Here is a 12613-nt window from a genome sequence, read left to right on the forward strand (position 1 = left end):
TCGCTGTTGTTGCCCACCGGACCGTTAAGCACCGGTAGGACTTTTCAAAGGAACCACCAACCTGCCGAAGCAGGCCGGGGTATCAACATATCTGGCGTTGACTTTTGGCACGCTGTTGAGTTCTCAAGGAACGGACGCTTCCTTCGGTCCCGTTTCACCGGGGCCCTCCGGGCGCTTCCCTTCGTTCTTGCGTTTCCGACTCTATCAGACTCTTATCGGTCCGATTCCCGGTCGAAGCGGGTCAAGCGATTTCCGCTTTCCAGTTCTTCGCTTTCGCGTTTCCCTTTCCGGCGAGTCCGACTTTACCAGACTCTTTTTCTTCCCGTTTCCGGTCCGAATTTGATTCCGGCGGCCTGTCGGAGGCCTTTGCCTTTCGGCGGTGCCGACTTTATCAGAGATTCTGAGTCGGAATTTCCGCTCCGAACAGAAGCGTCTCGGCGCACAAGTGCGCGTACTGCTTCCCGTTCGGCGGAGAGCCAAACGTACTGGAGCGGGGTGCCTCGATGCAAATCGAGGCACCCCGCTCCAGTCGGACCGTCGGTGAGGATCAGACCTCCACGACGACCGGGAGGATCATCGGGCGCCGGCGGTAGGTGTCGGAGACCCACTTGCCCACCGAGCGGCGGATCAGCTGCTGGAGCTGGTGCGGCTCCATGACGCCGTCCTGGGCCGACTTGTTGAGGGCTTCCTCGATCTTCGGTACGACGGCGGTGAACGCCGCGTCGTCGATACCGGAGCCCCGGGCCTGGATGTGGGGACCGCCCACGATCTTGCCGGAGTTGGTGTCGACCACGATGAAGACCGAGATGATGCCCTCGTCGCCGAGGATGCGGCGGTCCTTGAGGGAGGTCTCGGTGACGTCGCCGACCGAGAGGCCGTCCACGTAGACGTAGCCCGCCTGGACCTTGCCGACGATCTTCGCCTTGCCGTCGATGAGGTCGACGACCACGCCGTCCTCCGCGATGACGATGTGGTCCTTGGGAACACCCGTCAGCGCGCCCAGCTCGGCGTTGGCCCGCAGGTGGCGCCACTCGCCGTGCACCGGCATCAGGTTCTTCGGCTTGCAGATGTTGTAGAAGTACAGCAGCTCGCCGGCCGAGGCGTGACCCGAGACGTGCACCTTGGCGTTGCCCTTGTGGACGACGTTGGCACCCCAGCGGGTCAGGCCGTTGATCACGCGGTAGACCGCGTTCTCGTTGCCCGGGATGAGCGACGACGCCAGGATGACCGTGTCGCCCTGGACGATCCGGATCTGGTGGTCGCGGTTGGCCATGCGCGACAGCGCGGCCATGGGCTCGCCCTGCGAACCCGTGCAGACGAGGACCACCTCGTCGTCCGGGAGGTCGTCGAGCGTCTTGACGTCGACGACGAGCCCGGCCGGCACCTTGAGATAGCCCAGGTCACGGGCGATGCCCATGTTGCGGACCATCGAGCGGCCGACGAAGGCGACCCGGCGGCCGTACTCGTGGGCGGCGTCCAGGATCTGCTGGATGCGGTGGACGTGGCTGGCGAAGCTCGCCACGATGATCCGCTTGTCGGCGTTGGCGAAGACCGTGCGCAGGACGTTGGAGATGTCCTTCTCCGGCGGGACGAAGCCCGGGACCTCGGCGTTCGTCGAGTCGGAGAGGAGGAGGTCGATGCCCTCCTCGCTGAGCCGCGCGAACGCGTGCAGGTCGGTGAGCCGGCCGTCCAGCGGGAGCTGGTCCATCTTGAAGTCGCCGGTGGCGACCGCCATGCCCGCGGGGGTGCGGATGGCGACCGCGAGGGCGTCCGGGATGGAGTGGTTGACCGCGATGAACTCGCAGTCGAAGACGCCGATGCGCTCCCGCTGCCCCTCGACGACCTCGAGGGTGTACGGGCGGATGCGGTGCTCCTGGAGCTTCGCCTCGATCAGCGCGAGCGTGAGCTTGGAGCCGATCAGCGGGATGTCGGGCTTCAGGCGCAGCAGGTACGGCACGCCGCCGATGTGGTCCTCGTGGCCGTGCGTGAGGACGATGCCCTCCACGTCGTCCAGGCGGTCCCGGATCGTGGTGAAGTCCGGCAGGATCAGGTCGATGCCCGGCTGCTCCTCCTCGGGGAAGAGGACGCCGCAGTCGACGATGAGCAGGCGGCCGCCGTACTCGAAGACCGTCATGTTGCGGCCGATCTCGCCGAGGCCGCCGAGGGGAGTGACCCTCAGGGCGCCCTTCGGGAGCTTCGGCGGGGTACCGAGTTCAGGATGCGGATGACTCAAAAGACTCTCCTTACCACGCACGCCACGTACCGCTTGGGCACGTGGCGTGTGTGTCATTCGTGCACTTGCTGTTGTCAGGGGATGAACGCGTGCGAGCTTTCCTCGCGTATGCGGTTGTCTCGCGTATTCAGTTGTGAAGTCCGTGGTTACAGCTCTACCCCACCGGCGGCCAGGTCGACCTTGAGCTGTGCCGTCTCCTGCGCGGTGAGTTCCACCAGCGGGAGGCGCAGCGGGCCGGCCGGGAGGCCCTGAAGGGTGAGCGCCGCCTTCGTGGTGATGACGCCCTGCGTGCGGAACACCCCGGTGAAGACCGGAAGCAGCTTCTGGTGGATCTCCTTGGCCTTCTGCACGTCGCCGCCGAGGTAGGCCTCGATCAGGGCCCGCAGGTCGGGGGTGACGAAGTGGCCGACGACGGACACGACACCCACCGCGCCCACCGAGAGCAGCGGGAGGCTGAGCATGTCGTCGCCGGAGTACCAGGCGAGGCCGGAGCGCGCGATGGCCCATCCTGCGCGGCCGAGGTCGCCCTTGGCGTCCTTGTTGGCCACGATCCGCGGGTGCTCCGCGAGCCGGACGAGGGTCTCGGTCTCGATCGGCACGCCGCTGCGCCCGGGGATGTCGTACAGCATGACCGGCAGGCCGGTGGAGTCGGCGATCGCGGTGAAGTGCCGGTGCAGGCCCTCCTGCGGCGGCTTGTTGTAGTACGGGGTCACCGCGAGGAGTCCGTGTGCCCCGGCCTGTTCGGCGGCGCGGGCGAGTCCGACGCTGTGGCGGGTGTCGTTCGTTCCGATGCCCGCGACGACGTGGGCCCGGTCGCCGACCGCTTCGAGTACGGCTCGGACGAGCTGGTCTTTCTCCGCGTCGCTGGTGGTGGGCGACTCACCGGTGGTGCCGTTGACGACGAGGCCGTCGTTTCCCGCGTCCACCAGATGGGTCGCGAGCCGCTGGGCGCCGTCGAGGTCGAGTGCGCCGTCCGCCGTGAAGGGCGTGACCATAGCGGTGAGGACCCGCCCGAAGGGGGTCTGCGGAGTGGAGATCGGAGCCATGGGTAACACGCTACTCGTTGCTCGGCCCGGGAAGTCCCCTCGGGGGACGTCGATCTTGGAACCCGGCACTGCCTGCTCGGGGGTTCAAGCAGTGCCGGGTCCGTTTGATCAGCCTAGATGAACTTCATGAAACGCCGCAATACGGACACCGCCTACGGGGCTACCCGTCCGTTTTTGTTGAAGGCGGCATGAGTGAGGGGCATGAGACGCGCCCAGTGCTCCTCCATCTGCTCGCCGACCATCTCGATCTCGCGCTGCGGGAAGGACGGGACGGTCGCGAGTTCGTGCTGGGTGCGCAGCCCGAGGAAGTGCATCAGCGAGCGTGCGTTGCAGGTGGCGTACATCGACGAGAAGAGTCCGACGGGCAGGACGGCCCGGGCCACCTCACGGGCGACTCCGGCGGCGAGCATCTCCTGGTAGGCGTCGTACGCCTGGCGGTACGAGTCCTCCATGGCGCGGGCCGTGAGGTCGGCCTGCGCCTCGGTGCCGTCGACGAACTCGTACTTGCCGGGGCGGCCCTGCTGAACCAGCTTGCGGGACTCGCCGGGGACGTAGAAGACGGGCTGGAGCTCCCGGTAGCGGCCCGATTCCTCGTTGTACGACCAGCCGACCCGGTGTCGCATGAACTCGCGGAACACGAAGATCGGGGCGCTGATGAAGAACGTCATCGAGTTGTGCTCGAAAGGACTGCCGTGACGGTCGCGCATCAGATAATTGATGAGACCCTTGGAACGCTCCGGGTCCTTGGTGACTTCCTCCAGCGACTGCTCCCCCGCGGTCGACACGCGGGCGGCGAACAGGACGTCTGCGTCGCCTGCGGCGTGTTTGACCAGTTCGACGGTGACATCACTGCGGAAACTGGGCTTCGCGGGCTCGGGGGTGTCGCTCACCGGCGGGGTCCTTCCAATTGCTTCGCTCGGGCGGCGTCCACTCTACGGGGCCGCGTGCCGGGCTCGCTCCGGGGAAAACTCCGAACGGTCCGGCGAAAAGGGGCACCGATCCGGCGTTCCGCGCGTCTGACACTGCAGCAGCACCTCCACCACAGCTCTAAGGAGATTTTCCTCATGTTCCGCCGGCGTGAATCCGTCCCGTTCTCGTTCGTAGCCGAGGCCGAGCGGTTCCGCAGCAATGTCACTCCGCCGCCCCGGGAACGCGCCAGCGTCTCCGAGCTGGCGGGCCGCTCCCTCGTGGGGCTCGTCGTGGTCGCGGGTCTGGTGGGCTCGCTCCTCTTCGGGCTGCCCGCCCTCGACCCCGACCAGGCACCCGCACATCACCAGAAGTCCGAAGCGGCCCAGGATCGCTGACTCGTACGGCCCCCTGGGGTGGTCGCAGCGGAAGGCCGTCGGTAGCCTCACCGGGCACAGCAATAACGAGCGTGCTTGTGAGTGAGGATCAGTCGTGCCCCTGCCCTTCCTGACGGCCGACCGCGCGTTCGACGCGGGTGCGGAGGACGTCGCGCTGCCGTTCGACGATCACGACAGCTGGCGGCGGCCCTACCGTCCCGGACCCTGGCGGGTCTCGGCGGCGGCGGGACTGCTGCTGCTGGCGTCGTTCGTCCTGTTCGCGGCGATGATCATCGGTCTGGCCGGTGAGCCCTCGGGCGCACTGCTCTGCATGACGCTCGCCGCGGTGGTGATCGCCTGCGCGCTGCGGCTGCTGCGCGTCGGCGCGTGGGTGAGCCGGCACGGCGTACGCCGGGTCGGCTTCTTCCGCACCACCACGGTGGCGTGGAGCCGGACCGGGACGGTCCGTACGGTCCAGCAGCCGGTGAAATGGCTCGGTTTCCCCCGGACCGTTCAGGGACAGGCCCTGGTCGTGGACCGTCGTGGCGCCGGCTCACTGCCGCCGCTGATGACGGACCACGACGCGGACTTCCTGTCCCGGTCCGAGGCGTTCGACCGGGCCACCGACGCCGTCGAGGCGTGGGCGGCCGAGTACCGGCGCTGACGCGCCGCTTCCCGTCCGCCGCGTTCGAGGCGGTCCTGCCCCACCCCCGGTGATCCGGGGTCGACAAGCCGGTACGGCCTAGGCCCGTACCGGCTTGTTCGCGTGCAGGGCGATGGCGCGCTGCATCGCCTTGCGTGCCCTGGGCGTGTCGCGGGCGTCCTGGTAGGCGACGGCCAGCCGGAACCAGCAGCGCCAGTCGTCCGGGGTGTCCTCGGTCTCCTCCCGGCGGCGGGCGAAGACCGCGTCGGCGGAGTCCCGGTCGATACGGCCCGACGGGGTGCGGACGAGCTCGTCGACCGGGAGTCCGCCCTCGGCCTCCAGCTCCGCGGCGAGCGCGTTGGCCCTGGTCACGAACTGGGTGTTCTTCCAGAGGAACCAGACGCCGATCACCGGCAGGATGAGCACCGCCACCCCGAAGGTGACCGTGATCAGGGTGCCGTGCCGGATGAGGAGCACACCCCGGCTGCCGGCCAGGACGAAGTAGAAGACCAGCACGGCGGCGGTGACGAGGTACGAGATCTTTGCGCGCATGGCGGGGACCGTCAGTTCAGATCGAGGAAGTGTTCCAGCCCGAAGGTGAGGCCGGGAGTGGTGACCACGCGGCGGGCTCCCAGCAGGATGCCGGGCATGAAGCTGCTGTGGTGCAGGGAGTCGTGGCGCAGGGTGAAGGTCTCGCCCTCACCGCCGAGCAGTACCTCCTGGTGCGCGAGGAGTCCGCGCAGCCGTACGGAGTGCACCGGCACGCCGTCCACGTCGGCGCCCCGGGCGCCGTCCAGTCCGGTCGCGGTGGCGTCGGGCTGGGGCGCGAGCCCGGCCTCGGCGCGGGCTGCGGCGATGAGCTGAGCCGTCCGGGTCGCGGTGCCGGAGGGTGCGTCGATCTTGTTCGGGTGGTGGAGTTCGATGACCTCCACCGACTCGAACCAAGGGGCTGCGGCCTGCGCGAACTTCATGGTGAGGACGGCGCCGATGGAGAAGTTCGGTGCGATGAGCACACCGGTCTCCGGGGACGCGTCCAGCCAGCCGGTGAGCCGCGTGAGGCGCTCGTCGGTCCAGCCGGTGGTGCCGACGACGGCGTGGATGCCGTTGCGTACGCAGAACTCCAGGTTGTCCATCACCGAGTCGGGGTTGGTGAGTTCCACCGCGACCTGGGCGCCGGCCTCGTCAAGGGCCTCCAGCGCGTCGCCCCGGCCGAGGGCGGCCACCAGCTCCAGGTCCTCGGCGGCCTCGACGGCCCGTACCGCTTCCGATCCGATTCGGCCCTTGGCGCCGATGACGGCCACACGCAGCTTGCTCATGTGCTCTGCTTCCTTGATCGAAGGGTGGGTACGGGCCGTGAGGACGGCCCCTTGCCGTGCTGTGCTCAGGACACGGCGTGGTGGAGGCGGTCCGCCTGCTTGTCCTTGAGCGGGCCGATGACCGAGAGCGAGGGGCGCTGTCCGAGCAGTTCGGCGGCGACCGCGCGGACGTCGTCGGGCGTGACCGCCGCGATCTCCGCCAGCATCGCGTCGACCGACATCTGCTCGCCCCAGCACAACTCGCTCTTGCCGATGCGGTTCATCAGGGCGCCGGTGTCCTCCAGGCCGAGGACGGTGGACCCGGAGAGCTGCCCGATGGCCCGGGCGATCTCGTCGTCGGGCAGGCCGTCGGCCGCGACCTTGTCGAGCTCGTCCCGGCAGATCTTGAGGACGTCGTGGACCTGGCCCGGGCGGCAGCCCGCGTACACGCCGAAGAGGCCGCAGTCGGCGAAGCCCGAGGTGTACGAGTACACGCTGTAGGCCAGGCCGCGCTTCTCGCGGACCTCCTGGAAGAGGCGCGAGCTCATGCCGCCGCCGAGGGCGGTGCTGAGCACGCCCAGCGCCCAGCGGCGTTCGTCGGTACGGGCGAGGCCCGGCATCCCGAGGACGACGTGCGCCTGCTCGGTCTTGCGGTTCACGACCTCGACCTTGCCGGCGGTGCGCAGGAGGCGGGAGCCGTCGCGGGGGGCCATCGGCTCGGCGTCGGTGCGCGAGAGCGCCCCGGCCCGGTCGAAGGCCTTGCGGACCTGGCGTACGACCGTGGCGTGGTCGACATTGCCGGCGGCGGCGACGACCAGGTGCGTGGGGTCGTAGTGCTTCTTGTAGAAGCGGGCGATCTGCCCGCGGTCCAGCGCGTTGATCGTGTCGACGGTGCCGAGGACCGGGCGGCCGAGGGGGGTGTCGCCGAACATGGTGTGCGCGAACAGGTCGTGCACGCAGTCGCCCGGGTCGTCCTCGGTCATCGCGATCTCTTCGAGGATGACTCCGCGCTCGGCGTCGACGTCCTCGGCGTTGATCAGCGAGCCGGTCAGCATGTCGCAGACGACGTCGATCGCGAGCGGCAGGTCCGTGTCGAGGACCCGCGCGTAGTAGCAGGTGTACTCCTTCGCCGTGAAGGCGTTCATCTCGCCGCCGACCGCGTCGATCGAGGAGGAGATGTCCAGGGCGCTGCGGGTGCCGGTGCCCTTGAAGAGGAGGTGTTCGAGGTAGTGGGTCGCGCCGTTCAGGGTCGGGGTCTCGTCGCGCGAGCCGACGTTGACCCAGATCCCGAAGGTGGCGGAGCGTACGGAGGGCAGGGTCTCGGTGACGACACGGAGACCACCGGGGAGCACCGTACGGCGGACCGTGCCGATGCCGTTGGTGCCCTTGAGAAGCGTTTGGGTACGGGCGACGGCCCGCGCCTTCGAAGAGGCGCGGGCCGTCGTCACGGAACTACGGGACGTCACTTGGAGGCGTCGTCCTTCTCGTCTTCTTCACCCTCGACGACCGGGATCAGGGAGAGCTTGCCGCGGGAGTCGATCTCGGCGATCTCGACCTGGACCTTGGAGCCGACGCCGAGCACGTCCTCGACGTTCTCCACGCGCTTGCCACCGGCGAGCTTGCGGATCTGCGAGATGTGCAGCAGGCCGTCCTTGCCGGGCATGAGGGAGACGAAGGCACCGAAGGTGGTGGTCTTGACGACCGTACCCAGGTAGCGCTCGCCGACCTCCGGCATGGTCGGGTTGGCGATGGCGTTGATCGTGGCGCGGGCGGCCTCGGCCTGCGAGCCCTGCTGGGCACCGATGTAGATGGTGCCGTCGTCCTCGATCGTGATGTCGGCGCCGGTGTCCTCCTGGATCTGGTTGATCATCTTGCCCTTGGGGCCGATGACCTCACCGATCTTGTCCACCGGGATCTTGACGGTGATGATCCGCGGGGCGTTCGGGGACATCTCGTCCGGGACGTCGATGGCCTCGTTCATGACGTCCAGGATGTGCAGACGCGCGTCACGGGCCTGCTTCAGCGCGGCGGCCAGGACCGAGGCGGGGATGCCGTCGAGCTTGGTGTCGAGCTGGAGCGCGGTCACGAACTGCTTGGTGCCGGCGACCTTGAAGTCCATGTCGCCGAAGGCGTCCTCCGCACCGAGGATGTCGGTGAGGGCGACGTAGTGGGTCTTGCCGTCGATCTCCTGGGAGATGAGGCCCATGGCGATACCGGCGACGGCGGCCTTGAGGGGCACACCGGCGTTCAGCAGCGACATGGTCGAGGCGCAGACCGAGCCCATCGACGTGGAGCCGTTGGAGCCCAGCGCCTCGGAGACCTGGCGGATCGCGTAGGGGAACTCCTCGCGCGACGGCAGGACCGGGACGATGGCGCGCTCGGCGAGGGCGCCGTGGCCGATCTCGCGGCGCTTGGGCGAGCCCACGCGGCCGGTCTCGCCGACCGAGTACGGCGGGAAGTTGTAGTTGTGCATGTAGCGCTTGCGGGTCACCGGGGAAAGGGTGTCCAGCTGCTGCTCCATCCGGAGCATGTTGAGGGTGGTGACGCCCAGGATCTGGGTCTCGCCACGCTCGAACAGCGCCGAGCCGTGCACGCGCGGGATGGCCTCGACCTCGGCGGCGAGCGTACGGATGTCCGTGACGCCGCGGCCGTCGATGCGGACCTTGTCCTTGATGACGCGCTCGCGGACCAGCTTCTTGGTCAGCGCGCGGTAGGCGCCGGAGATCTCCTTCTCGCGGCCCTCGAAGGCCGGGAGGAGCTTCTCGGCCGCGATGTCCTTGATGCGGTCGAGCTCGGCCTCGCGGTCCTGCTTGCCGGCGATGGTGAGCGCCTTGGCGAGCTCGGTGGAGACGGCCTTGGTGAGGGCCTCCAGGACGTCGTCCTGGTAGTCCAGGAAGACCGGGAAGTCGCCGACCGGCTTGGCGGCCTTGGCGGCCAGCTCGGACTGCGCCTTGCAGAGGGCCTTGATGAAGGGCTTCGCGGCCTCCAGACCGGCTGCCACGACCTCCTCGGTGGGGGCCTCGGCGCCGTCCTTGACGAGCTGGACGGTCTTCTCGGTGGCCTCGGCCTCGACCATCATGATCGCGACGTCGCCGTCCTCCAGGACACGGCCCGCGACGACCATGTCGAAGACGGCGTCCTCGAGCTCGGTGTGCGTCGGGAACGCGACCCACTGGCCCTTGATCAGGGCGACGCGGGTGGCGCCGATGGGACCGGAGAAGGGCAGGCCCGCCAGGATCGTGGAAGCCGAGGCGGCGTTGATCGCGACCACGTCGTACAGGTGGTCGGGGTTGAGCGCCATGATCGTCTCGACGATCTGGATCTCGTTGCGCAGGCCCTTCTTGAAGGAGGGGCGCAGCGGCCGGTCGATCAGACGGCAGGTGAGGATCGCGTCCTCGGAGGGGCGTCCCTCGCGGCGGAAGAAGGAGCCGGGGATCTTGCCGGCGGCGTACTGCCGCTCCTCGACGTCCACCGTGAGGGGGAAGAAGTCGAGCTGGTCCTTGGGCCGCTTGGAAGCGGTGGTGGCCGACAGCACCATGGTGTCGTCGTCCAGGTACGCGACGGCGGAGCCGGCGGCCTGCTTGGCCAGGCGGCCCGTCTCGAAGCGGATGGTGCGGGTGCCGAAGGTGCCGTTGTCGATCACGGCTTCGGCGTAGTGGGTCTCGTTCTCCACTAGTGATTTCTCCATACTCGTCGTCTTTCGTCCTCGCGCCCGTGTGGCGGGGGACGGTGCGTGGAGAAGCGCACCTGGTGTGCGGGCCGGTCTTCGATCGAAGCCCCCGGGCGTTCTTTCCCGGGTGCCACTACCGAGGACCGGCGGCTGCGGGAGTGCGCTTCTCCTCGTGTCGTTCAGTTGTGCCGCACCGCGTCGTTGAGACGGTGCGGTGGTGCGTACGTCCAGATTACTGAGGTTGCCCCCGGTAGCGCACGTACGGCAAAGGGAGCGGTCCCCGGGAAGTGGGCACCGCTCCCTCTCACAGCGTGCTTACTTGGCGCCGCCGGCCGCACCGCGGCGGATGCCGAGGCGGTCGACGAGGGCGCGGAAGCGCTGGATGTCCTTCTTGGCCAGGTACTGCAGGAGGCGGCGACGCTGGCCGACCAGGATCAGCAGGCCACGACGGGAGTGGTGGTCGTGCTTGTGCGTCTTGAGGTGCTCCGTCAGGTCCGAGATCCGGCGGGAGAGCATGGCGACCTGAACCTCGGGGGAACCGGTGTCACCCTCCTTCTGGGCGAACTCGGACATGATCTGCTTCTTCGTAGCGGCGTCGAGCGGCACGCGTACTCCTCTTGGTGTTCGATGCGCCCACGAGTGCCCCTGGTCTGGATCTCAGGGGAGCTTCCGTGACTCGGAGGCGAAGGTCCGATGGGCGCTGCCCCCAGAAAGGAACCGGGGACGCGTACACAAACGGCCACCGCACAGACTACCAGCCGCCGCGCAGCGCCCTTCCCGGCCGTCCTCGCGCGCGGGCGCGGCACCCCTCGGGGCGGGGGAATCAGCTGGTGAGGGACCGGATCGAGGTGTAGACGCCGAAGACCGCGAGGCAGAGCGGCAGGAGCGTGAGCAGGACGAAGGCCTCGGCGATCTCCAGGAAGCGGCCCCAGAAGGGGGTGACCCCCTTGCGGGGGACGATGAGCCCTATGGCAGTGATCACCGCGGCGGTCGCGGCCACGGCCGCGGTGAGCCAGATCGTACGGATGTCGAGCGCCGCGGTGTCGCCGCGCAGGGCGTCGATCATGATGCCCGTCGGGGGGCGCAGGCAGAGGCCGAGGCCGAGGAGCACCAGGGCGCCGAGGCCCGCGGCCAGCGCGCAGGCGACCTGGGCGGTGTAGCGGAAGAGGTGGGCCCGCATCAGCATGGCGCAGCCGGTGGCCAGCGCCAGCAGCTGTCCGAAGACGTCCGCCGAGAACCCGAGGACGGCCGCGCCGGCGACCGCCACCATGGCGCAGCCGCCGGCCAGGCCGAGGAGCAGTTCGTGGCCGCGCCGGGCCTGCGCGGCGATCCTGACCGCGTCGACCGGCCCCTGGGGGGCCTGCTCGGCCGTTCCGTAGTCGCCGCTGGTGGTGCGGGGCGGCTCGAAGCCGATGGGGAGGCGGGCGAAACGGGTGGAGAGGGCCGGCAGGAATCCGAGCGCCCCGACCGAGAGCGGGGCGCAGACGGCCGCGGTCTCGGTGGGCTCCAGGTCGGTGAGGATCGCGGCGAAGGTCACCAGTACGCCGACGGCCGAGGCGAAGACGAAGGCGACGAAGGGGCCGTCGCCGGTGGGGGCGACGATCACCAGGATCACCGAGACGACGAGGACGGCGACGCAGGCCAGCAGGAACTGGAGGCGGCCGATCCCCTCCCCGGCGTCCAGCGGCAGCAGGCCGGACCCGGCGACCGCCCCGTTGACGAGGGCGCCTGTGCCGAGGGCGACGGCCGAGCCCCGGTCCTCGTACACCCGGGCGCGCACTCCGGCGACGGCGAGCAGCAGGACGGCGGCGACCGCGGCGATGACACCGGGGAGGCCGTGCATGTCGTGCAGCGGGTCGGCGGTCCACAGGACGAAGCCGAGGAGGGCGAGGAGCACCGAGCCGCCGAAGAGGCCCGAGCCGCGCATCAGGGCGTCGCCCCAGAGGGTGCGGTCACGGGCCACCGCGGACGCGACGGCGTCGGAGACGTCGTCGAACACGGCGGGCGGCAGCGATTCGGAGAACGGGCGGAGCGAGAGCAGCTCGCCGTCGAGGATGCGCTGGGCGGCGAGGGTGCGTCCGCTGTCGAGCACGGTGCCGTCGCGGCGTACGAGGTGGTAGCCGACGGGCGCTCCCTCTGCGGGACTCTGCCCGGAGAGGCGGAGGACCTCGGGGTAGAGGTCGGCGAGGGGGACGTCCTCGGGCAGGGCGACGTCGACGCGGCTGTCGGGCGCGACGACGGTCACCCTGCAGAATCCGGTTCCGTTGCCGGCCGGAACCCCGGGGCCGGTTCGGCCGGGTCCGGTGGTCGCCGCTCGGGCCGTCGTGGTCACCTGTCGCTCCCCCTCATTGCCATCCGCCTCCGCCGGGAGCCTTCTCCCGGCCGAGACCTCGTCGCCGTGTCTCTCCGCGTGCCCTCGCAGCCCGTCCCGAATGCCCGGTTT

At 69.2% G+C, this 12613-nt stretch carries 11 protein-coding genes; 2 read left to right on the forward strand and 9 right to left on the reverse strand.

All coding sequences use genetic code 11. The features are described 5' to 3' along the window. Positions 1–547: 547 nt before the first annotated feature. The 3 genes from OHT52_RS05860 to thyX form a co-directional block, all read right to left on the reverse strand. On the reverse strand, positions 548–2233 hold the full coding sequence (locus OHT52_RS05860; RefSeq protein WP_328719067.1) for a ribonuclease J: 1686 nt from the start codon (positions 2231–2233) through the stop codon (positions 548–550). A 146-nt stretch (positions 2234–2379) separates the two neighbouring features. Next, entirely contained in the window at positions 2380–3279 is a 900-nt protein-coding gene (gene dapA, locus OHT52_RS05865) for a 4-hydroxy-tetrahydrodipicolinate synthase (RefSeq protein ID WP_328719068.1), read from the reverse strand. Positions 3280–3431: 152 nt separating this feature from the next. Then, positions 3432–4169 (reverse strand): FAD-dependent thymidylate synthase, encoded by a 738-nt coding sequence (gene thyX, locus OHT52_RS05870; RefSeq protein WP_328719069.1) that lies wholly within the window; start codon positions 4167–4169, stop codon positions 3432–3434. A 174-nt stretch (positions 4170–4343) separates the two neighbouring features. Between thyX and OHT52_RS05875 the strand changes: the two genes are divergently transcribed. Both OHT52_RS05875 and OHT52_RS05880 read left to right on the forward strand, forming a co-directional pair. Next, complete coding sequence (locus OHT52_RS05875; RefSeq protein ID WP_328719070.1) at positions 4344–4583, forward strand: hypothetical protein; 240 nt, start codon at positions 4344–4346, stop codon at positions 4581–4583. 94 nt (positions 4584–4677) lie between these two features. Further along, positions 4678–5226, forward strand: coding sequence for a hypothetical protein (locus OHT52_RS05880; protein ID WP_328719071.1), 549 nt, complete (start codon positions 4678–4680; stop codon positions 5224–5226). Positions 5227–5304: 78 nt separating this feature from the next. Here OHT52_RS05880 and OHT52_RS05885 read toward each other — a convergent pair whose 3' ends face one another. The 6 genes from OHT52_RS05885 to eccD form a co-directional block, all read right to left on the reverse strand. Further along, positions 5305–5757 (reverse strand): tetratricopeptide repeat protein, encoded by a 453-nt coding sequence (locus tag OHT52_RS05885; protein ID WP_328719072.1) that lies wholly within the window; start codon positions 5755–5757, stop codon positions 5305–5307. Between the two features lie 11 nt (positions 5758–5768). Then, entirely contained in the window at positions 5769–6521 is a 753-nt protein-coding gene (gene dapB / locus OHT52_RS05890; protein WP_328719073.1) for a 4-hydroxy-tetrahydrodipicolinate reductase, read from the reverse strand. A 65-nt stretch (positions 6522–6586) separates the two neighbouring features. After that, positions 6587–7966 (reverse strand): M16 family metallopeptidase, encoded by a 1380-nt coding sequence (locus OHT52_RS05895; RefSeq protein ID WP_328719075.1) that lies wholly within the window; start codon positions 7964–7966, stop codon positions 6587–6589. Then, positions 7963–10173, reverse strand: coding sequence for a polyribonucleotide nucleotidyltransferase (locus OHT52_RS05900; protein WP_328723631.1), 2211 nt, complete (start codon positions 10171–10173; stop codon positions 7963–7965). Before OHT52_RS05900 ends, OHT52_RS05895 begins: the two co-directional genes overlap by 4 nt. A gap of 312 nt (positions 10174–10485) precedes the next feature. After that, positions 10486–10776 (reverse strand): 30S ribosomal protein S15, encoded by a 291-nt coding sequence (gene rpsO / locus OHT52_RS05905; protein ID WP_003965855.1) that lies wholly within the window; start codon positions 10774–10776, stop codon positions 10486–10488. Between the two features lie 217 nt (positions 10777–10993). Next, the gene (gene eccD / locus OHT52_RS05910; protein WP_328719076.1) at positions 10994–12502 is read right to left on the reverse strand and encodes a type VII secretion integral membrane protein EccD; all 1509 of its coding nucleotides are present in this window, start codon (positions 12500–12502) and stop codon (positions 10994–10996) included. Positions 12503–12613 lie beyond the last annotated feature (111 nt).

The sequence above is a fragment of the Streptomyces sp. NBC_00247 genome (assembly GCF_036188265.1).
Lineage (GTDB): Bacteria > Actinomycetota > Actinomycetes > Streptomycetales > Streptomycetaceae > Streptomyces.

What these genes read in the sequence shown, in the direction of transcription:
- dapB (WP_328719073.1), bottom strand. Translation starts at nt 6,521, where the DNA reads ATGAGCAAGCTGCGTGTGGCCGTCATCGGCGCCAAGGGCCGAATCGGA.
- dapA (WP_328719068.1), bottom strand. Translation starts at nt 3,279, where the DNA reads ATGGCTCCGATCTCCACTCCGCAGACCCCCTTCGGGCGGGTCCTCACC.
- OHT52_RS05875 (WP_328719070.1), top strand. Translation starts at nt 4,344, where the DNA reads ATGTTCCGCCGGCGTGAATCCGTCCCGTTCTCGTTCGTAGCCGAGGCC.
- OHT52_RS05885 (WP_328719072.1), bottom strand. Translation starts at nt 5,757, where the DNA reads ATGCGCGCAAAGATCTCGTACCTCGTCACCGCCGCCGTGCTGGTCTTC.